The sequence below is a fragment of the Enterobacter sp. 5-4 genome, from assembly GCF_000612205.1.
In the GTDB taxonomy this organism is placed as follows: Bacteria; Pseudomonadota; Gammaproteobacteria; order Enterobacterales; family Enterobacteriaceae; genus Enterobacter; species Enterobacter roggenkampii.
On record NZ_JFHW01000009.1, the window covers coordinates 41,347 to 61,402 of the forward strand.

Sequence of the window (20,056 nt, forward strand, 5' to 3'; positions counted from 1 at the left end):
GCCTTCACTGTGAAGGCGGTTTTTTATTATCAGCAACATCCCTACGCGGGCAGCACGTCCCTTTCCTCTTTTTTGCCGCGCGTGACGAACTTACGCAGCGTCACGTAGAACACCGGCGTCAGGAACAGACCAAACAGCGTCACCCCCAGCATACCGGAGAACACCGTGATCCCGGTGACGCCGCGTACTTCCGCACCCGCGCCGTGGCCGAGGATCAGAGGAATGGTCCCGGCAATAAAGGCGATGGAGGTCATCACAATCGGGCGTAAACGCAGACGGCACGCCTCCAGCGCGGCTTCCATAATGCCTTTACCCTGAATTTCCAGCTCGCGGGCAAACTCCACGATAAGAATGGCGTTTTTACAGGCCAGCCCCATCAGCACCACCAGCCCCACCTGCACGAAGACGTTGTTATCGCCCCCGGTCAGCCAGACGCCAAACAGCGCGGAAAGCATCGTCATCGGCACGATGAGGATCACCGCCAGCGGCAGCGTCCAGCTTTCATACAGCGCCGCCAGCACCAGGAACGCCAGCAGTACCGCGACCGGGAAGACGATCAGCGCCGTGTTGCCCTGGGTGGCCTGCTGGAAGCTCAGGTCCGTCCATTCGATGTTCATCCCGTTCGGCAGGATCTGCTTAGACATCGCGTCCAGCTGCGTCATCGCCTGTGCAGATGAGAGCACGCGCGGGTCGGCATCGCCAATCAGGTCCGCCGCCGGGTAGCCGTTGTAACGGATCACCGGATCGGGCCCGTAGGTGGTCGTGATGTTCACCATACTGCCAATCGGCACCATTTCGCCCTGGCTGTTGCGGGTACGCAGATTCGCAATATCTTCCACGCTGTCGCGGAACTGCCCGTCGGCCTGCGCCATCACGCGCCAGGTACGTCCGAACTGGTTGAAATCATTGACGTACGACGAACCCAGATAGGTTTGCAGCGTCCCGAAAAGATCGGTCAGCGACACGCCCTGCGCTTTCGCCTTATCGCGGTCAACCTGCACGTCCAGCTGCGGCACGTTAGCCTGGTAGGTTGAGATCGGGAAATGCATCCCCGGCGTCTGCATAATCGCTCCGGACATGGTGTTCACCGCATTTTGCAGCGCGCCATAGCCCAGACCACCGCGATCCTGAATGTACAGGGAATAGCCCGACCCCTGACCCAGCCCTAAAATCGGCGGCGGCAGAATAGAGAAGCCAAAGCCCTGCTGGATTTGCGCGATTTTCGCGTTAATCTCCGCGTTAATTTCCGCCGCGGAATGTTTACGCTGGTCGAACGGCTTCAGGCCAAAGAAGACCGTCCCGGTATTCGGCGTATTGGTGAACTGCAGCGCGTTCAGCCCCGGAAACGCGACCGCATAATCCACGCCTTCGGTATTCATCCCGATTTCGCTCATTTTGCGGATCACCGCATCGGTGCGGGCCAGCGAGGAGCCTTCCGGCATTTTCACGCCGCCGATCAGGTAAAGCTTGTCCTGCGTCGGAATAAACCCGCCGGGCACCGCTTTAAACATGACGCCTGCGGCACAGAGCAGCAGCAGGTAAACCACGAATACCGCGCCGCGTCGTCCCAGCGTTTTGCCCACCAGCCCCTGATAGCCGTTTGAGCTGCGGAGGAAGAAGCGGTTAAACGGACGGAAAATCCAGCCGAAGAGACGATCGATAAGCCGGGTCGGGAAATCTTTCGGCGCGCCGTGCGGCTTTAATAGCAGTGCCGCCAGCGCCGGAGAGAGCGTCAGCGAGTTAATCGCTGAAATCACCGTAGATATCGCGATCGTCACCGCAAACTGCTTGTAGAACTGGCCGGTAACGCCCGACAGAAACGCCATCGGCACAAACACCGCGCACAGCACCAGCGCAATCGCGATAATCGGCCCGGACACTTCACGCATCGCCTGGTGCGCGGCCGCAAGCGGCGCAAGCCCCTCTTCGATATTTCGCTCGACGTTTTCCACCACCACGATGGCGTCGTCCACCACGATACCGATGGCGAGCACCAAGCCGAACAGGCTGAGGGTATTCAGCGAGAAGCCCAGCAGGTAGAGAATGCTGAAAGTACCCACCACCGACACCGGCACCGCGATCAGCGGAATGATCGACGCGCGCCAGGTTTGCAGGAACAGAATGACCACCAGCACCACCAGCACCACGGCTTCCAGCAGCGTCTGCACCACCGCACGGATTGAATCGCGCACGAAGACCGTCGGATCGTAAGGTGCCGCCCACTTCATGTCTGCCGGGAAGCGCGTGGACAGTTCGTCCATTTTCGCGCGCACCGCGTTAGACAGATCGATGGCGTTCGCCCCGGGTGACTGGAAGATACCAATCCCGACCGCGTCTTTATTGTTCAGCTGGGAACGCAGGGCATAGCTCCCGGAGCCCATTTCAATCCGCGCCACGTCGCGCAGGCGGACGACCGTACCGTCCTGCGTTGTTTTCAGGACAATATTGCCAAACTCTTCTTCGGTATGCAGGCGGCCCTGGGCGTTAATGGAGATCAGGAAGTCGCTCTCTTTAGGCAGCGGCTCGGCGCCAAGCTGACCGGCGGAGACCTGTACGTTTTGCTCCTGCATCGCCGTGACCACGTCCGAGGCGGTCAGCCCGCGCGCCGCCACTTTATTAGGGTCCAGCCAGACGCGCATCGCGTACTCGCCGGAGCCGAAAATCTGGATCTGGCCGACGCCGGGCAGGCGCGCCAGCTCATCCTTCACCTTCAGCGTGGCGTAGTTGCGCATATACAGCGAATCGTACTTACCGTTTGGCGAAAACAGATGCACCACCAGCGTCAGCGTGGGCGACTGCTTCTGGGTGGTAATGCCCAGACGCCGCACGTCCTCCGGCAGACGCGCTTCGGCCTGCGCGACGCGGTTCTGCACCTGAACCTGCGCCTGATCCGGGTCAGTCCCCGGACGGAAGGTCACGGTGGTCACCAGCACGCCGTCCGAGCCCGCGACGGATTTCATGTACATCATGTTCTCAACGCCGTTGATCGCCTCTTCCAGCGGCGTCGCCACGGTCTCGGCAATCACTTTCGGGTTGGCGCCCGGGTACTCGGCGCGCACCTGCACGCTTGGCGGCACGACGTCAGGGTATTCGCTCACCGGCAGCAGCGGGATGGCGATTAACCCTGTGATAAAAATCAGAATCGACAGGACGGCAGCAAAGATCGGCCTGTCGATGAAAAAGCGGGAAAAGTCCATGGGTTGGATTCTCAGGTCAAGGGATCAGTTGAGGGCGGCGCTGGCGGTCATGGCAACGGTTTTGGCGTTAACCGGCATACCCGGCATAAACACTTTCTGTAAACCCTCGACGATGACTTTGTCGCCAGGGTTCAGCCCCTGCCGCACAATGCGTAAACCGTCTGCCAGACGACCCGGCGTAATGTCGCGACGCTGCGCTTTCCCCTCTTTATCGACGATATAGACGTATTTACGATCCTGATCGGTCAGCACCGCTTTGTCGTCGATAAGCGTAGCTTTGAACTCCGCGCTGCCCGGCAGGCGTACTCGGGCAAACAGTCCCGGCGTGAACTGACGCTGTGAGTTATCCAGCAGCGCGCGCATGCGGATGGTCCCGGTGCTCGGCGTGAGCTGGTTATCCAGGAAATCCACTTTGCCCTGATGGGGATAGCCCTCCTCGCCCGTCAGGCCAATCTCAACCGGCAGCGCCGTGTGATTGCTGGACGCCCCCTGCCCGCTGCGGGCCAGGTTTTGATAGTGAAGGTAGGTTGACTCGTCCACGTCAAAGTAGACGTACACCGTCTTCTGCGAGACCAGCGTGGTGAGGACGCTGGCGGTATCGCCCGCAGTCACCAGGTTCCCGCTGGTGATCAGCGCCCGGCTGGCGCGACCATCGATAGGCGCGGTCACTTTGGTGAAGTCCAGGTTGAGCTGGGCTGCGTCAACCGCCGCCTGCGCGGCGCGAATATCGGCCTGCGCCTGAACGGCAGCCGAGCGACGCTGCTCCCACTCTTCCCGTGAGACCAGATGGGTATTGATCAACTTATCGGTACGGTTAGCCTCACTTTGCGCCAGGCTGGCCTGCGTTTTGGCCCGCGCCAGGTTCGCCTGCGCCAGCTCCAGCGCGGCGCGATAGGTACGGTCATCAATGGTGAACAGCACCTCGCCCTTCTTCACTTCCTGGCCGTCGGTGTAATTCACCTTATCAATGTAGCCGGACACGCGCGGGCGCAGCTGAACGCTCTCCACCGCTTCAATCCGGCCGTTAAAGCTATCCCACTGGCTAATCGATTTCACCACCACGTCAGCGGCACTCACGGCAGGCGCAGGTGGCGCGGCATTTTGCGCGACGCTGTTATCGCATCCGACGAGCAGCACGGAGAGCAACATGGCCCCCAGCGCGCTCAGAGGAGAGTTACCCCAGGTTTTTTGCAGGCTCATTATTTTTATTCCGATAATTGTCGCCACCGGGCAACACGCAGCAGGAGGCACCGCGCCACTTCCTTTGTCCGGGGGCTGTCTTAAGGCCATTTGTGTCGTTCATCGCCACAAAACTGTAACAGTTGCGAATACACTATTCGCGGCGATTGTAGGAAGGCGCTTAACTAAGTGCAAGAATAATTGTTGCACTTTATGTGCTATTTGAGTGGATGTGAAAAGACCCGTTTCGGTCAGGGATTTAAATGCAACAATAAAACTTGCAATTACTGCAAAAACGCGCCACCTTTAAATGCAACAGACAAAGATACTTTTTCATCCGCTGCGTGGGGGTAACCAGATGAACACTGGCGCATTTATGCATGATTTACTCGACTGGATCGACAACAACCTGGACAGCCGCCTGGACATTGAGACCGTCGCCAGGCGTTCCGGCTACTCGAAATGGCACCTCCAGCGCCTGTTCAAAGAGCATACGGGCTATCCCCTCGCCGGGTATATTCGCGCGCAAAAGCTGCAAAAATCGGTTGAGCGGTTATCCCACAGCGATGAACCGATTCTGAACGTGGCGATAGCACTTGGCTTTGACTCCCAGCAGTCCTTCAACCGCAGCTTTAAGCGTCAGTATGGTCAGGCGCCTGGGGCATGGCGACGCAGTATGGGTGGCCCCGAAACGCAGCAGCTTCGCCAGTAATGCATATTTTGCTGCAACGTCGATCTGTTGCTGCTATACTGTATATAAATACAGTATAGCGAGGTGCACGATGGCTGTTGAAACAAAATTTGTTGTCGTAAGAAAAGGTGAAGAGAAAATGACATTTGCCAGTAAGAAAGAGGCTGACGCTCACGACAAGCTGCTCGATATGGCCGACGCGTTCACCGACTGGCTGTTACAAAGCGGAATGCAGATGGATGAAACGCAGGCTGAAAATCTTGGCCTGTATCTCGCCGAGCAGAAAGAGACCGTGCAGCATATTCTGCGTACCAGCAAGCTTCCCGATCTCACTGCTGCTGCTGTAGCGGATACAACTGACTCCGATGCGGCTGACACGAAAAAAATCAGGGCTGTGAAAGCGGCCTGATTGTCAGAAAATCATCACCGTTCTGGAAGCCGTAAGCAGATAACTGCTTACGGCTTTTTGGCTGTCTGTAGTACTCTCCTGCTGATTGATGTTAACGATACCATCGTTTCAAAGCAGGAGATGATGCACTGACAAAAAAAATAGGACGTTAATCAACCTTTCGGGAAGGTGACGTGGGTTCAGTCCTTTTAATATAATTTAGAAATATTCATTTTTGTGATTAGAAATCCATACGAGGCTTGAGTCACGATAGTCGTCGTTAGTGGATGCTATCAGCGAGCATTTATCTGCATTACCATCAGCGGTGTAGGCACAGCTTTGCTTCACCATGAAAGTGATGTCCTCTCTTTTCGACACTAATTCTGAGTCAAGGAATTGCGCACTCCCGGATGGGTAAACGATGCGTTCATCTTTTGGATCTTTGTAGTTTATTATGCGAACGGGGAATTGGCTGTTGTGATATTCATATCGCTCTACAACTTCGCCCGTATCTTTGTCGATTATTTTTTCCAGCAAGCCACGTATATTATAACTGAGTAAGTAATTACCTTTTTCATTCTCAAGCTCAGTAATTTCGCAGCGCTCATTTATTTTTCCGGTAATACGCTGGCCTTTAAGTGACGTCAGTAAGCCATCTTTATTGACCAAATGAAACTCTCGATCATTTGCCTTGTCAACCATGTTGATACTCGTAAAGCATCCGCTGCGATCATATCTAACTTCTGTCATAACCTGAAGTTTACCTGTAACATCCCGCATCCACTGGAGGCTATGTTTTACGTTCCCGGTTGTTGCATCATGATCGAATAAAAGAGCAGCATTTAAGACCGCCGGTTTGAATTGAGTAAATGCCGCGACATCAAATGATAACGTCAATAATAATAGATTTAAAAAAACACCTGCTTTCATAAGTCATCCCTTTATTAATAAAATAGCATTCAACGATGATGTGAATTCGCGCTCTCATATTTTACGAATAATCGAAGCGTTTCCATGACAAACGTTAAGTGTCTGCTTTTTGTTCTAATCAATCGATACAAGGGTCCCTCATTTTTTGTGTGCACTCGCTTTCCGACGGATCTCAATCATCCTGATATACATATCACGCAACTCCTTATTCTGCTTGATTACCATTTCTTTGGGCAAGGATTCTCTCTCACGATTCCATTCATCAACGACACCCTGGCATGTCAGATAAGCGTCATTAACAATATTTGCAGCTGGAATCATCGTGTTGATATAGGGAATGGTATGTTTGTTCAGGCATACAGAGACAGGTGGGCCATAATCATGTTCTTCGGCATGTAGAGTAATAGCAATAAGGAGGATAAACAATGTTAGAAATCTCAACTTCTTTTTCCCCTGATAAATACTGTTTCGTCAAATGACTGTCTTCCGGGGAGTTATCGACTTTGTGCAAAAAATCTTTAGTTACCCAAGGAAGTTATTATCCTGCTGTAGTGACTGCTGACACAAAACCTGACAGATGAAGGTTTTAATGACTCGATATCAGTTTAGAAATCGCCCCGTTGAGCTCACCACCCATAGCAGGCGTAACCTTAAAACTATCCGCTTCTATGCTAAACCTTCCAACCACAAAACCTGGTAGCTATACAAACACGCCAGACTGTTAAGTTAATACGCTTTCCCCCTCTCTGAGAAAATACGCATGACCCCACACCCGCTACGCCAGATAATCGAATCCTGCGATCGCGCCATCACCACCAAAAACTATGACGCGCTGATGAAACACTACGCCGAAGATGCAGCTCTGGTGGTCAAGCCCGGAATGGTTGTTAAAGGCAAAGACAACATCCGCAGCGCGTTTGTTGCCATCTCGGATTATTTCCAGGACCAATTGATTGTGGAACAAGGAGAGATGCAGGTGATCGAAGGCGGTGACACTGCCCTCGTTATCATGGAAACCGTTCTGCGTTTTCCTGATGGTCAGGGTGGAATAACGGAAATGTCGCGCCGCGCGACCTATGTTTTTCGGCAGGAAAGCGACGGTCGCTGGCTTTGTACTATCGACAACTCCTACGGCACGTCGCTTCTGGATACCGGGAACCGATCGCGTTAATCACACTTTCAAAGGGGCGCTGCCGCCCCTCCGCGCCAGCCCCTTAATGCGCAGTAATGCGCGGCTCCTTCACAAACTCAGCCAGCAGCCACACCATATCGTGCAGCAGGCCTGTCAGCTCCTTCACTACGTGAGCGGGCAGCGTTCCCCCCATAACGGCTTGCGTCAGCGCCAGAACATAGTCCACCTGCGTTAAGGTGTCCTGCCAGCAGTCGGGCACGCAGGAGTTGGTTTTCTCACCCATGATCAACTGTTCAATCAGGTATGGCGGAAGATCGGCATCGCAGAGTGCGCGCAGCCTGCGCAGAGCCTCAAGGAGACGCTCGCACAGCGCAGTACGGCTCGCGACATCATCGGTTTCGACCAGCACGCTCACCAGCGCGGCGCAGTTGTCGGCGATGTCAAAGAGATCGGCATCGGCCGGAAGCGGACGGGAGATAAGTTGCAGAATGACGTTTTCGTCAGATGGAAGGTAAGTCAGGGTTGGGATAGTAGCCATCGTAAGGCATCCTCAGTGTATAAATTGGGTGAACCACCCGATGAGTTCCTACGCTCGAGGGGGTAGCGCTGACAGAGGTAGGAATACCGCCCACAGAGAAAACGGCCAGCCTTGCGGCTGCTCCGTCAGCGCCACCGCAATTTTAACGAGATCGGCGCTGTCGCGACATATAAATATCGCTCTGTAGATGCGGGTTCCTACGCCCGATTGCGGATGTGCCGCAACGCAGGCACTTTACGACCGCGCCCCGTAGAGGAAAAGACATAACGCTGAATTTCATAAGGTTACTTTGCGGTTTGCGAGGCGCCTTCCAGAATGACAACGCTGCCCTAAATTTTAAGGGTATCAATCACCGCTCTCGCTGGGCTTTGACTCCCGGCAGTCCTTCAACCGCAGCTTTAAGCGTCTGTATGGTCAGGCGCCTGGGGCATGGCGGCTAAGTATTGGCTGTCGTGAAACGTTAACCGAACGTTTTTAGGGTCAACGAACTTACCGTCGGCGGTAACATAGGCGCTATTCACCACTTCTCCACTTTCTTTGTCTGTTAACGCAATATGCGGTGCGTCGTGCAGTATGTTTTTATGACCCCACTCCATCAAAGAGAAAAGAATCGGCGCAAGGCTGCGGCTTTTGGCGGTGAGAACATACTCATACCGTTCACGCGCCCCTTCTTCCTGATAAGGGATTTTGCAAAGCAGGCCGAGTTCAGTCATTTTTTTTAACCGGTTCGCCAGCGTCTGCCGGGTGATTTTTGTATGATCCCGTATCGTTTCAAAGCGTGTTACCCCATAAAACGCCTCTCTCAGAATCAACAAAACCCATTGATCGCCAAGAAGCTCAGCGGCCGCCGCTAACCCACAAAGCTCAGGTAATAAGTACGGTAATGATTTATTTTTTGACATCTCTTCGTTTGCCTCGTAACCTGAGTATGATTTAAAGACTCAGTTATTTAAGGAGAATACAATGCCCTTCGTAAATGTGCAAACCATTAAAGGAATGATGAATTCGGAGCAAAAAAAAGAACTGCTACGTCGTATGACTGATCTTATTGTTGAAATTGAGGGAAACGGCGATCCTGAATTCCGGCGTTCAGTATGGATCCGTATTGACGAGCATGAACCGGAACAGTGGAGTCTTGGGGGAATACAGCCCACATCTGAAATGATTGCTGCAAAATTTGCCTCACCACAGCGGTCCTGATTTATTTTTAGTCATAGCTCACCGGCGGGCAGTTTGTATGTCCGCTCTCGTGATGTTATGCCGCCCTAAATTTTCAGCGTATCGATCACAGCCCTCAGGGCAGGCGACACGTTGCGGTGCGGATAATAGAGATACAACCCGTCCATGCGCAGGCTATAGCGCTGCAACACCCGGATAAGCGTTCCGCGCTCCAGATCGTCAGCCACCAGCTCCACCGGGACATAGGCCAGCCCAAGCCCCAGCCGGGCGGCCTCGGCTTCCATGTAGCTGTCAGACAGCGCCCATTGCCCCTCTGGCCGATGGGTGATTTTTTTCCCGTCCTGCACCAGTTCCCACTGATAGTCACTACCGTCGGCAAACTGGTAGGCAATGCAGGGATGAGCCACTAAATCGGCTGGCGTCTGCGGAAAACCGTAGCGTCTGAAGTGTTCCGGGGCAGCCACCGCGGCCATTTCCATATCAGGCGTGATACGCACAGCAATCATTCCCTGCCCCACTTCCGGCCCCAGTCTGACACCCGCATCGAACCGCTCGGCGATAATGTCGACGAAGCGGCTTTCATTGATCAGTTCCAGCCTGATGTCCGGGTAACGCTGTTTAAAAATGGCGAGCTTTGGCAGCAGACATTTATCGATAGCGTGCTGGCTGGCATTAATACGCACCGTGCCGGACGGCGTCTGACGATAGTGTGCCAGGGTCGCCAGACCCGTATCGAGCGTATCGAATGCAGACTCGGCGGTCTGATAAAGCTGTTCCCCGGCATGGGTGAGCGAGAGCTTGCGCGTGGTGCGGACCAGAAGTTGAACGCCCAATCGCTCTTCCAGCTCGCGAACCGAGCGGCTGATCCCGGATTGCGCCAGCCCAAGCCGAAGCGCGGCCGCCGTGAAGCTCCCCTCCCGTACCACCTGCATGAACAGGTACAGCTCATTATAGTTTTCCCGTTTCGCCATCATCCCCACCCATTTATAACAATATGATATGAATCCTAGCAGCTTTCGCCCTCTAATCAGCACTATTTCTGCTAACTATAATGACCGCAACACAACAACCCAGGGTTCATTTCTATGAAAACATTTACCCAAAAACTGTCCGTTGCGATGCTGCTATGTGCATCATTAAGTGGAGTGACAACAATGAGTTATGCAGAAACCACCAACCCAAACGCGCCTGTTTCGATGGTGAGCACATGGGATAAAACCTTTGCCGAAAGTGACAAAGTCGATCACCGTAAGGTGTCCTTCCAGAACCGATACGGGATCACTTTGGTAGGCGATCTGTATCTTCCCAAAAACCGCGGCGACCGCAAGCTGGCGGCGATTGCGGTCAGCGGGCCATTTGGCGCGGTCAAAGAGCAGTCCAGCGGCCTGTATGCGCAAATCCTGGCAGAAAATGGGTTTGTAACCCTGGCGTTCGATCCGTCCTATACGGGCGAAAGCGGTGGCCAGCCGCGCAACGTAGCGTCTCCGGATATCAACACCGAAGACTTTAGCGCGGCGGTGGACTTCCTCGGTTTGCAGAAAGAGGTTGATCGTAACCGCATTGGTATTCTCGGCATCTGCGGCTGGGGCGGTATGGCGCTCAACGCAGCATCCATGGACACCCGCGTGAAGGCGGTCGCCACCAGCGTGATGTATGACATGAGCCGGGCGATGGGCCACGGCGTGGGCGACGGGAAAGATCGCTATTCAACGTCTGACCGCCGTGCCGTTCTGCAGTATCTGAACGCACAGCGCTGGAAAGATGCTGAGAACGGTACCTTCGCGCACGGCGGCCATGACATTTATGTCGATGAGAACGGCAAGGTGACGGCAGCTGAACGTATTCTGCCGGAGGCGTTACCTGACAACCCGAATCCGGTACTCAAAGAATTCTTTGACTACTACCGTATGCCGCGCGGCTTCCATGCGCGCTCCGTCAACTCCACCGGCGCGTGGACCGCGACCACGCCATTATCATTTATGAATATGCCGCTGCTGAGCTACGGCAGGGAAATTACTATCCCAACGCTTATCGTAACCGGTGAAAAGGCACACTCCCGCTACTTTGCTGAAGATGCGTTTAAAGCGGTCGGCAGCAAGCAGAAGGAACTGGTGATTGTTCCGGGCGCAAACCATGTCGATCTCTACGATAATGCTGCCGGGAAGATCCCCTTCGGCCAGTTTGAGCAGTTCTTCAAAACCAACCTGAAATAAACCTCTACGCCACCCGCCCTATACGGGTGGCTCTTTGTGAAATCTGACTATGCCTACACTGAGCCGCACCACATCACAGAACACAGAGCATGCACACTGGAGTGGCGTTTTTGCCATGACCCTGTGCGTATTTGTCTTGATTGCTTCGGAATTTATGCCCGTCAGCCTGCTTACTCCCCTTGCCAGAGATTTGGGCGTTACGGAGGGTCTCGCTGGCCAGGGGATCGCGATTTCCGGCGCGCTGGCGGTGCTGACCAGCCTCTTCCTTTCCCGGCTTGCCGGGAATATAAACCGCAAACACCTTCTTCTGGGCATGACGCTCCTGATGGCGCTCTCGGGGATGATTATCGCTTTCGCCCCAAACTATCTGGTTTACATGACAGGCCGCGCGCTGATCGGTATCGCTATAGGCGGGTTCTGGTCCATGTCTGCCGCAACGGCCATTCGCCTTGTTCCGCCGCATAAGGTTGCGCGCGCGCTGGCCATTTTCAACGGCGGTAACGCGCTGGCAACGGTGGTGGCCGCCCCGCTTGGCAGCTATCTTGGGGCCACTATTGGCTGGCGCGGCGCATTTCTTTGTCTGGTGCCCGTGGCGATAGTCGCGTTCATCTGGCAGTGTTTAAGCCTGCCTGACATGAACGCGCGTAAAAACGGTACATCACGAGGAAGTGTTTTTCGGTTATTCCGCCAGCCTGCCGTTTCCGTTGGTCTGCTGGCCTGCGGCCTGTTCTTTATGGGGCAGTTTGCGCTGTTTACCTATCTGCGCCCGTTCCTTGAAACCGTCACCCGGGTGAGCGGAGCCGGGCTGTCGCTAATTTTGCTCACCATAGGCGTTGCAGGTTTTGTGGGCACCCTTTTCGTTGCCCTGGTGCTTAATGCCGCGTTTTACATAACGCTGATCGCGATCCCTCTACTGATGGCGGCCATCGCAGTCGCGTTGATTCTCGCCGGGCATAACGTGTGGATTGTGGCCCTGCTGTCAGGCCTATGGGGGATGCTGGCAACATCAGCGCCGACGGGGTGGTGGACGTGGATTGCTCGAACGCTGCCGAAGGATGCTGAAGCAGGCGGTGGACTGATGGTCGCGGTGATCCAGCTCGCCATTGCGCTCGGCTCAACGGCGGGCGGTATAGCCTTCGATCGTTATAGCTGGCAGAGCTCGTTTGCATTGAGTGGCATAGTGCTCCTCTTTGCGGCAGCGCTAACGTTTCTGCTTTCGCGTCTTCACAAATAACGCGCCGGATGATTTTTTGACGCTTTTCTTCACCGATCGTGTATTGTTTTTAAACAATAACATCCTCTAAAGGACACCTGCGCAATGATCAGTATCCTCGGTAAAACCACCTCCATCAACGTTCGTAAAGTGCTCTGGACCTGCGAAGAAGCGGGCATAGCCTATCAGCAGGAAGATTACGGCAGCGGTTTCGCCTCGACGGAAACGGATGCCTTTCGCGCCCTGAACCCCAACGCCATGGTGCCGGTGCTGATTGACGGTGATTTCGTGCTGTGGGAGTCCAATTCCATCTGCCGTTATCTGGCGCGCAAGGCCGAACGTCACGATCTGCTGCCTGCCGCACCGCAGGCTTGCGCCAACGTTGAGCGCTGGATGGACTGGCAGGCCACTGAATTTAACAACGCCTGGCGCTATGTCTTCCCGGCGCTGGGGCGTAAAAACCCGGACTTTAACGACCCTGAGCGCATTGCGGCGGGAATCAAAGAGTGGAACCACTGCATCACCATTCTGGAAAACCAGCTGCAGCGCACCGAGTCCTTTGCGGCGGGCGAGACGTTTACCCTCGCGGACGTGGTGCTTGGGCTGTCGGTGAATCGCTGGAAAATGACGCCGTTTGATAAGCCAGACGTGCCCGCCATTGAGGCCTGGTTCGAGCGCCTTAACCATCGTCCGGCATTTTTGCGTCACGGCAATAACGGCATGATATAAAACTTAATGCCTGAATGAATACCGCAACGAGGCTGTTTTATTTAATTACGAAACCCTGATTGTCGTCAGAGGGAATAATAATTAAGCCATATCCTGGACAGCCCGTTGCACCGCTTTGCTAGCCTGAATAGTCAGGCAAAGCTCAACCCGGAGGTATTCTTGCTGATTAAACTCAAGAAAGAACGAACGCATAAGGAGGATCGCCGGCTTGCTCTCTGGCTGGCGACCTCGGCAGGTTTGCTGAACGCCATCGCCCTCGGGGCATTTGGCTTTTTCCCCTCACACATGACCGGCAACACCTCACAGTTATCCAGCGAAGTTTCTTCTACCGATCTGAGCGATATGATTTTCTTCGGCTCGATAATTCTCTCTTTTGTGGCTGGCGCCATTATTGCGCGCACGATTGTGATATGGGGAATTATCCATAACGTCAGGCTGGTTTTTTGCCAGATCCTTTTTGTCGAGGGGATATTACTGACCGGCGTTTCCTTCTACGAAATGTATTTCCATGCGCTCACCAGCAATCGCGAGATTATTCTTTTTCTCTGCTTTCTGATGGGCATTCATAATTCCACCTCCACGCAGCTTTCCGGCGGACGGGTAAGATCGACGCACATTACCGGCACGCTAACGGACGCGGGGATTTCCCTGGCCTCCGTCATGGTGGCGATGCTGCGCAGGGATTACTCCAAAGATACGGCGGCGCAAAAAAGCCAGCTAAAAACCCACTTAACCACCCTGTTTTCGTTCATTACGGGCGGCATCGCGGGGCTGCTGCTGTTCCGATGGATTGGCTTTAACGCCATGCTGGCGCTAGGCGTGATGCTTGCGGTTGTCGCCACCGTCTCAATAATCACCGTCTCGTCGCGGGTTCGACGGGTTCGCGCCCCTCTATGAAGGTAATGACCTGTAATCGGCATAAAAGCCCTTTAAATGTGACACTGTCACATATAAATATTCGCTTTAGGACTATTCTGCCCGCCCCACAATCAGGCCTTATGCCATAAGGCCTGACCTCAGGTTGCCACTAGTTTCATAGGGTTACTGATTTTACCCCTTCGCTGGAACCCTTCCCAAACGCTTGATATAGGTCAATTACCCCTGCCGAAACATGGCATAACAACAGGCAACCGGTGGTTGCTATAACGCATGCGCACAGGGAGACACACCGCAATGCACCCATTACTCAAACGTTCGCTGCTGTTTGTCGGCGCCATTATCGTGGTTCTCGCCCTCCTCGTCTGGGGGATCGGGCTGGAGACCCTCAGAGCGCGTCAGGTTGACCTGATCTATCTCGGGCAACAGCATATGATTCTGGTTTTCTCATCGATGTTCTTTGCCCTGCTGGTGGGTATTCCGGCCGGTATTCTGCTGAGCCGCCCGGCCGCGCGGGGTATCGCCGAATATGTGATGCAAATCTTCAACGTCGGCAACACGCTGCCGCCACTGGCCGTGCTGGCGCTGGCGATGGTGGTGATTGGTATTGGCGATACGCCGGCCATCATCGCCCTGTTCCTCGCCTCGCTGCTGCCGATAGTGCGCAACACCTATGCCGGGCTGTGCTCGGTCCCGCCGTCGCTGCTGGAAGCGGCAAACGGCATCGGGATGACCAAATGGCAGCGTCTGCGCCAGGTGGAGCTGCCTGCCGCCTGGCCGGTCATGCTCTCGGGGATCCGCATCGCCACCGCCATTAACGTCGGTACCGCACCGCTGGCGTTCCTGATCGGTGCCAGCAGCTACGGCGAGCTGATTTTCCCCGGCATTTACCTGAACGATTTCCCGACCCTGATCCTCGGCGCGGCGGCCACCGCCCTGTTCGCCCTGATCCTCGATACCCTGCTGGCGGCGCTGGGTCGCGTGATGAGTCCCCATCTCGCTCGATAACAATAACAAGGAGCTTTTATGAGACTGATATCCGGCCTGACGGCGCTGTGTGCCGCGGCGCTGTTCACCGGCCAGGCGATGGCGGCCCCGCTGATTCTGGCGACCAAGAGCTTTACCGAGCAGCACATTCTCTCGGCGATGACCGTGCAGTACCTGCAGAAGAAAGGATTCCAGGTGCAGCCGCAAACCAATATCGCCACGGTGATTTCCCGTAACGCGATGATCAACAAGCAGATTGATATGACCTGGGAGTACACCGGCACGTCATTAATCATCTTTAACCATATCAACAAGCGCATGTCGCCCCAGGAGTCTTACGAGACGGTGAAACGTCTGGACGCGAAGCACGGTCTGGTCTGGCTCAAGCCCGCCGACATGAACAACACCTATGCGTTCGCCATGCAGCGCAAGCGCGCCGAGGCGGAACATATCAACACCATGTCGGAGATGGTGGCGAAGATTGAGCAGATCCGTAAAACCAACCCGGACAAAAACTGGCTGCTGGGCTTAGACCTGGAATTCGCCGGGCGCAGCGACGGTATGAAGCCGCTTCAGGCCGCCTATAAGATGGACCTGGACCGCCCGCAGATCCGCCAGATGGACCCTGGTCTGGTCTATAACGCGGTGCGCGACGGTTTCGTCGACGCCGGGCTGATTTATACCACCGACGGGCGCGTGAAGGGCTTCGACCTCAAGGTGCTGGAGGATGATAAAGGCTTCTTCCCGAGCTATGCCGTCACCCCGGTGGTGCGTAAGGACACGCTGGAGGCCAATCCGGGCCTGGAAGAGGCGCTCAACACCCTCTCGGCCCAGCTCAACAACGACGTTATCACCGAACTGAACAAGAAGGTGGATATCGACCATCAGTCACCGCAGCAGGTCGCCCGTGATTTCCTGCGTAGCAAACAGCTGCTGTAGGAGGCGCTATGGAGACAATTCACTACATTCTGGACAACTGGGACTACCTCTTAACCCTGACGCTGCAGCATCTGTGGCTGGTGGCGCTGGCCGTGGGCTTAGCCATTCTCATCGGCGTACCGCTGGGCATTCTGATTGTTCGCCACAGGTGGCTGGCGACGCCGGTGCTGGGGATTGCCACCATCGTGCTGACCATTCCGTCCATTGCGCTGTTTGGCCTGATGATCCCGCTCTTTTCGCTGATCGGTCAGGGGATTGGCGCCCTGCCCGCGATCACAGCGGTGTTTCTCTACTCGCTGCTGCCGATTGTGCGTAACACCCATACGGCGCTCGACAGCCTGCCGCCGGGCCTGCGTGAAGCCGGACGCGGCATCGGCATGACCTTCTGGCAGCGCCTGCGCTGGGTCGAAATTCCGATGGCGCTGCCGGTGATTTTCGGCGGGATCCGCACCGCCGTGGTGATGAACATCGGCGTGATGGCGATTGCCGCGGTGATCGGCGCGGGCGGTCTGGGCCTGCTGCTGCTCAACGGCATCGGCGGAAGCGATATTCGCATGTTGATTGCGGGCGCGCTGATGATTTGTCTTTTAGCGATTGTGCTCGACTGGCTGCTGCACCGTCTGCAGGTGGTTCTGACTCCGAAGGGGATTCGATAATGATAAAACTGGAAAACCTCACCAAACACTTTTCACAGAAGCACGGCCAGACCTTCAAGGCCGTCGACAACGTCAACCTGAACGTGCCCGAAGGGGAAATGTGCGTCCTGCTCGGCCCGTCCGGCTGCGGGAAGACCACCACCCTGAAGATGATTAACCGCCTCATTACGCCGAGCAGCGGGACGATCCTGATCAACGGCGAAGACACCAGCGGGATGGACACCGTCACCCTGCGCCGCAGCATTGGCTACGTGATCCAGCAGATTGGCCTGTTCCCGAACATGACCATCGAAGAGAACATTACCGTCGTACCGCGCATGCTGGGCTGGGATAAAGCACGCTGTAAAACCCGCGCCGAAGAGCTGATGGATATGGTGGCGCTGGATCCGCATAAGTTCCTGAATCGCTATCCGCGCGAGATGTCCGGCGGCCAACAGCAGCGCATCGGCGTGATCCGCGCCCTGGCGGCGGATCCTCCGGTGCTGCTGATGGATGAGCCCTTCGGCGCGGTGGACCCGATCAACCGCGAGGTGATCCAGAACCAGTTCCTCGAGATGCAGCGCAAGCTGAAAAAAACCGTCATGCTGGTGAGCCACGATATCGATGAGGCCCTGAAGCTTGGCGACCGTATTGCGGTATTCCGTCAGGGGAAAATCGTGCAGTGCGCCAGCCCGGACGAACTGTTGGCGAAACCGGCGAACGAGTTTGTTGGCTCGTTTGTCGGCCAGGACCGCACGCTGAAGCGTCTGCTGCTGGTATCAGCGGGCGACGTCACCGACCAGCAGCCCACTATCACGGTACGTGGCTCTACCCCGCTTCCAGAGGCCTTTGCCACCATGGATGATAACGATATCCGCGCCATCACCGTGGTGGACGAGCACGGCAAGCCGCTGGGCTTTGTGAAGCGTCGCGAAGCGCGTAACGCCAGCGGGATCTGCGCCGACATCCTGCATCCGTTCCGCATGACCGGCAAAGCCGAAGACAACCTGCGCGTGGTGCTGTCACGCCTGTATGAGAGCAACACCAGCTGGATGCCGATCGTGGATGAGGACGGGCGCTACAACGGCGAGATTTCTCAGGACTATATTGCCGAGTATCTCAGTTCAGGTCGTACGCGTCGGGCGTTGAATATACATAGCGAGAGCTAATCTTTCCGGCCGGGCATTGCCCGGCTTTTCCGCACGCATACCTTTTGCTAACCCCGCGATTTCCCGCCACAATATTGTATCTTTCCCGTTTACTCGCGACCCATGCAACGTCTTCATACGTACCCCGACATCCGCGCGATGTTTCGTCGACTGCTGATTGCTACCGTCACCGGCGTGCTTGCCGCGCTGGCCGTTGCGGTGTTCCGCCACAGCATGTATCTGCTGGAGTGGTTGCTTCTCAGCAACGACAGCGGCAGCCTGGTGAATGCCGCCGCGTCGCTCTCACCCTGGCGGCGCGCGCTGACACCCGCGCTGGGCGGGCTGGCTGCGGGACTGTTACTATGGGGATGGCAACGGCTGACCGCCCAGCGGCCTCATGCCCCCACCGATTATATGGAAGCGCTGGAGACCGGCGACGGTCAGTTTGATTACGGCGCCAGCCTGGTGAAATCCCTTGCCTCGCTGCTGGTCGTGGCCAGCGGAAGCGCCATCGGGCGTGAAGGGGCGATGATCCTGCTTGCCGCCCTCGCCGCCTCCTTTTTTGCCCGGCGCTTTACGCCCAAATCTGAATGGAAGTTATGGATCGCCTGCGGCGCCGCGGCCGGGATGGCCAGCGCCTACCATGCTCCGTTAGCCGGAAGCCTGTTCATTGCGGAGATTCTGTTTGGCACCCTGATGCTGGCCTCGCTCGGGCCCGTGGTTATCGCGGCGGTAGTGGCGCTTCTCACCACGCAGCTCCTGGCGCCGGGAACCGGCACGCTCTACGCGGTCCATTTGAGCGGCACACTCTCCGCAACTGATTATGCCCTGCTGGTCGCCATGGGGCTGCTGGCGGGTCTTTGCGGGCCGCTGCTGATGTGGCTGATGGCGTTTAGCCATAGGCTGTTCCTGCGCCTTAAGCTTTCGCCGCCGTGGCAGCTGGCGCTCGGCGGTGCGATCGTCGGGCTGCTGTCTCTTCTGACGCCGAAGGTGTGGGGGAACGGCTATAGCGTGGTGCAGGCTTTTCTGCTCGCCCCACCGCTGCTGTCGATCGTTGCAGGCGTCTTTATCTGTAAACTGCTGGCGGTACTGGCGAGCAGCGGATCGGGCGCGCCGGGCGGGGTGTTCACGCCCACGCTGTTTGTCGGCATGGCGACAGGCATGCTGTTTGCACAGCTTTTCGCGCTGTGGCTGCCTGGCGCTGAGACGGCGATTCTGCTTGGGCTGGCGGGGATGGCGACGCTACTCGCCGCGACCACGCATGCGCCCATTATGTCGGCGCTGATGGTCTGTGAAATGACCGGGCAATATTTTTTACTGCCCGGTTTGCTGGTCGCCTGCGTGCTGGCGTCCGTGCTGTCGCGGACGTTACGCCACGACTCGATCTACGGTCAACACGCCACTGAGGGCAGAGAGATCGATGTACTGCGCTAGCTCGCGCTGCTCGGCGCGAGGCAGATAAGGCAGTTCACCCACCAGTGGTCCGGGTAGTTTAGCGCTCAGCACGTCGATGATCTCCGCATAGTGCGCCAGACCAGGGTTGATGCGGTTGGCCACCCAGCCAACCAGCGGCAGGCCGTCATTGGCAATCGCCTGCGCCGTCAGCAGCGCATGGTTGATGCACCCTTCCTGGATCCCCACCACCATCACCACCGGAAGCTGTTCCTGCACCACCCATTCCGACAGCGGGCGCAGATCGTTCATCAGGCTGCGCCAGCCGCCCGTGCCTTCCACCACCACGTGATCGACCTTCTCGCACAGGCTCGCCAGACCGTTGGACAGCAGAGGGTAATTAATCAGACCGCTGTGCGCCACGCTGCTCTCCTCTTCGCTTAACGCAATAGGATTGATCGCGTGATAAGGCAGTTCCAGTGACGAGACGCTTTGCAGTACCAGGGCGTCTTTATTACGCAATCCCTCTGGCGTCTCTTTACTCCCTTTTGCGACCGGTTTGTACCCTGCCACGCGTTTACCGCTTGCTGCCAGCGCCTGCAGCAATGCGCGGGATACAACGGTCTTGCCGACAGAGGTATCTGTACCAGTAACAAAGAAACGCTTAAGCATGACTCACTCCACCTCTTG

At 56.1% G+C, this 20,056-nt stretch carries 20 protein-coding genes; 13 read left to right on the top strand and 7 right to left on the bottom strand.

The genetic code is table 11. The annotated features are described in order from the left end of the window. Positions 1 to 41: 41 nt before the first annotated feature. Positions 42 to 3,197: a multidrug efflux RND transporter permease subunit OqxB gene (gene oqxB / locus AA74_RS0104590; RefSeq protein WP_021241210.1), complete on the bottom strand. Its 3,156-nt coding sequence runs from the start codon at positions 3,195 to 3,197 to the stop codon at positions 42 to 44. A 24-nt stretch (positions 3,198 to 3,221) separates the two neighbouring features. Then, the gene (locus tag AA74_RS0104595; RefSeq protein WP_025911431.1) at positions 3,222 to 4,397 is read right to left on the bottom strand and encodes an efflux RND transporter periplasmic adaptor subunit; all 1,176 of its coding nucleotides are present in this window, start codon (positions 4,395 to 4,397) and stop codon (positions 3,222 to 3,224) included. 337 nt (positions 4,398 to 4,734) lie between these two features. Between AA74_RS0104595 and AA74_RS0104600 the strand changes: the two genes are divergently transcribed. Both AA74_RS0104600 and AA74_RS0104605 read left to right on the top strand, forming a co-directional pair. Then, positions 4,735 to 5,088: a helix-turn-helix domain-containing protein gene (locus AA74_RS0104600; RefSeq protein ID WP_025911432.1), complete on the top strand. Its 354-nt coding sequence runs from the start codon at positions 4,735 to 4,737 to the stop codon at positions 5,086 to 5,088. Positions 5,089 to 5,158: 70 nt separating this feature from the next. Beyond that, positions 5,159 to 5,476, top strand: coding sequence for a YebG family protein (locus AA74_RS0104605; protein WP_025911435.1), 318 nt, complete (start codon positions 5,159 to 5,161; stop codon positions 5,474 to 5,476). 198 nt (positions 5,477 to 5,674) lie between these two features. Here AA74_RS0104605 and AA74_RS0104610 read toward each other — a convergent pair whose 3' ends face one another. Beyond that, entirely contained in the window at positions 5,675 to 6,385 is a 711-nt protein-coding gene (locus AA74_RS0104610; RefSeq protein ID WP_025911437.1) for a YnfC family lipoprotein, read from the bottom strand. A 760-nt stretch (positions 6,386 to 7,145) separates the two neighbouring features. Here AA74_RS0104610 and AA74_RS0104620 point away from each other — a divergent pair. After that, positions 7,146 to 7,556, top strand: a complete 411-nt coding sequence (locus AA74_RS0104620; RefSeq protein WP_025911441.1) for an SgcJ/EcaC family oxidoreductase — start codon at positions 7,146 to 7,148, stop codon at positions 7,554 to 7,556. 43 nt (positions 7,557 to 7,599) lie between these two features. On the opposite strand, the gene AA74_RS0104625 is transcribed toward AA74_RS0104620, so the two are convergent. Together AA74_RS0104625 and AA74_RS0104630 are read right to left on the bottom strand one after the other, a co-directional pair. Beyond that, a complete protein-coding gene (locus AA74_RS0104625; protein WP_025911442.1) occupies positions 7,600 to 8,055 on the bottom strand; it encodes a hypothetical protein in 456 nt (151 codons plus the stop codon). A gap of 398 nt (positions 8,056 to 8,453) precedes the next feature. After that, entirely contained in the window at positions 8,454 to 8,957 is a 504-nt protein-coding gene (locus tag AA74_RS0104630) for a helix-turn-helix domain-containing protein (protein ID WP_023311523.1), read from the bottom strand. Positions 8,958 to 9,018: 61 nt separating this feature from the next. On the opposite strand from AA74_RS0104630, the gene AA74_RS0104635 reads away from it, so the two are divergent. Beyond that, entirely contained in the window at positions 9,019 to 9,255 is a 237-nt protein-coding gene (locus AA74_RS0104635; RefSeq protein ID WP_021241201.1) for a tautomerase family protein, read from the top strand. Between the two features lie 65 nt (positions 9,256 to 9,320). On the opposite strand, the gene AA74_RS0104640 is transcribed toward AA74_RS0104635, so the two are convergent. Continuing rightward, entirely contained in the window at positions 9,321 to 10,205 is an 885-nt protein-coding gene (locus AA74_RS0104640; protein WP_023292572.1) for a LysR family transcriptional regulator, read from the bottom strand. A gap of 114 nt (positions 10,206 to 10,319) precedes the next feature. Between AA74_RS0104640 and AA74_RS0104645 the strand changes: the two genes are divergently transcribed. The 9 genes from AA74_RS0104645 (at position 10,320) to clcB (ending at position 19,408) form a co-directional block, all read left to right on the top strand. After that, on the top strand, positions 10,320 to 11,447 hold the full coding sequence (locus AA74_RS0104645) for an alpha/beta hydrolase (RefSeq protein WP_025911445.1): 1,128 nt from the start codon (positions 10,320 to 10,322) through the stop codon (positions 11,445 to 11,447). A gap of 49 nt (positions 11,448 to 11,496) precedes the next feature. Continuing rightward, complete coding sequence (locus tag AA74_RS0104650; RefSeq protein WP_032667266.1) at positions 11,497 to 12,681, top strand: MFS transporter; 1,185 nt, start codon at positions 11,497 to 11,499, stop codon at positions 12,679 to 12,681. Positions 12,682 to 12,765: 84 nt separating this feature from the next. Continuing rightward, complete coding sequence (locus tag AA74_RS0104655; RefSeq protein WP_025911448.1) at positions 12,766 to 13,389, top strand: glutathione S-transferase family protein; 624 nt, start codon at positions 12,766 to 12,768, stop codon at positions 13,387 to 13,389. Positions 13,390 to 13,548: 159 nt separating this feature from the next. After that, positions 13,549 to 14,286, top strand: a complete 738-nt coding sequence (locus tag AA74_RS01000000122005; RefSeq protein ID WP_032667268.1) for a YoaK family protein — start codon at positions 13,549 to 13,551, stop codon at positions 14,284 to 14,286. 276 nt (positions 14,287 to 14,562) lie between these two features. After that, positions 14,563 to 15,273 carry an osmoprotectant ABC transporter permease OsmY gene (gene osmY, locus AA74_RS0104665; protein ID WP_025911451.1) on the top strand — a complete coding sequence of 237 codons (711 nt, stop codon included), beginning with the start codon at positions 14,563 to 14,565 and terminating at the stop codon, positions 15,271 to 15,273. A gap of 18 nt (positions 15,274 to 15,291) precedes the next feature. Continuing rightward, positions 15,292 to 16,191, top strand: a complete 900-nt coding sequence (gene osmX, locus AA74_RS0104670; RefSeq protein WP_025911453.1) for an osmoprotectant ABC transporter substrate-binding protein OsmX — start codon at positions 15,292 to 15,294, stop codon at positions 16,189 to 16,191. 8 nt (positions 16,192 to 16,199) lie between these two features. Then, positions 16,200 to 16,847, top strand: a complete 648-nt coding sequence (gene osmW / locus AA74_RS0104675) for an osmoprotectant ABC transporter permease OsmW (protein ID WP_021241193.1) — start codon at positions 16,200 to 16,202, stop codon at positions 16,845 to 16,847. Beyond that, positions 16,847 to 17,995: an osmoprotectant ABC transporter ATP-binding protein OsmV gene (gene osmV, locus AA74_RS0104680; protein WP_025911456.1), complete on the top strand. Its 1,149-nt coding sequence runs from the start codon at positions 16,847 to 16,849 to the stop codon at positions 17,993 to 17,995. The genes osmW and osmV overlap by 1 nt, the downstream gene beginning before the upstream one ends. A 102-nt stretch (positions 17,996 to 18,097) precedes the next feature. Next, positions 18,098 to 19,408 (top strand): voltage-gated ClC-type chloride channel ClcB, encoded by a 1,311-nt coding sequence (gene clcB / locus AA74_RS0104685; protein ID WP_031274991.1) that lies wholly within the window; start codon positions 18,098 to 18,100, stop codon positions 19,406 to 19,408. On the opposite strand, the gene bioD is transcribed toward clcB, so the two are convergent. After that, positions 19,343 to 20,038 carry a dethiobiotin synthase gene (gene bioD, locus AA74_RS0104690; protein ID WP_021241191.1) on the bottom strand — a complete coding sequence of 232 codons (696 nt, stop codon included), beginning with the start codon at positions 20,036 to 20,038 and terminating at the stop codon, positions 19,343 to 19,345. The two genes, clcB and bioD, sit on opposite strands and share 66 nt — an antisense overlap. Positions 20,039 to 20,056: the final 18 nt, after the last annotated feature.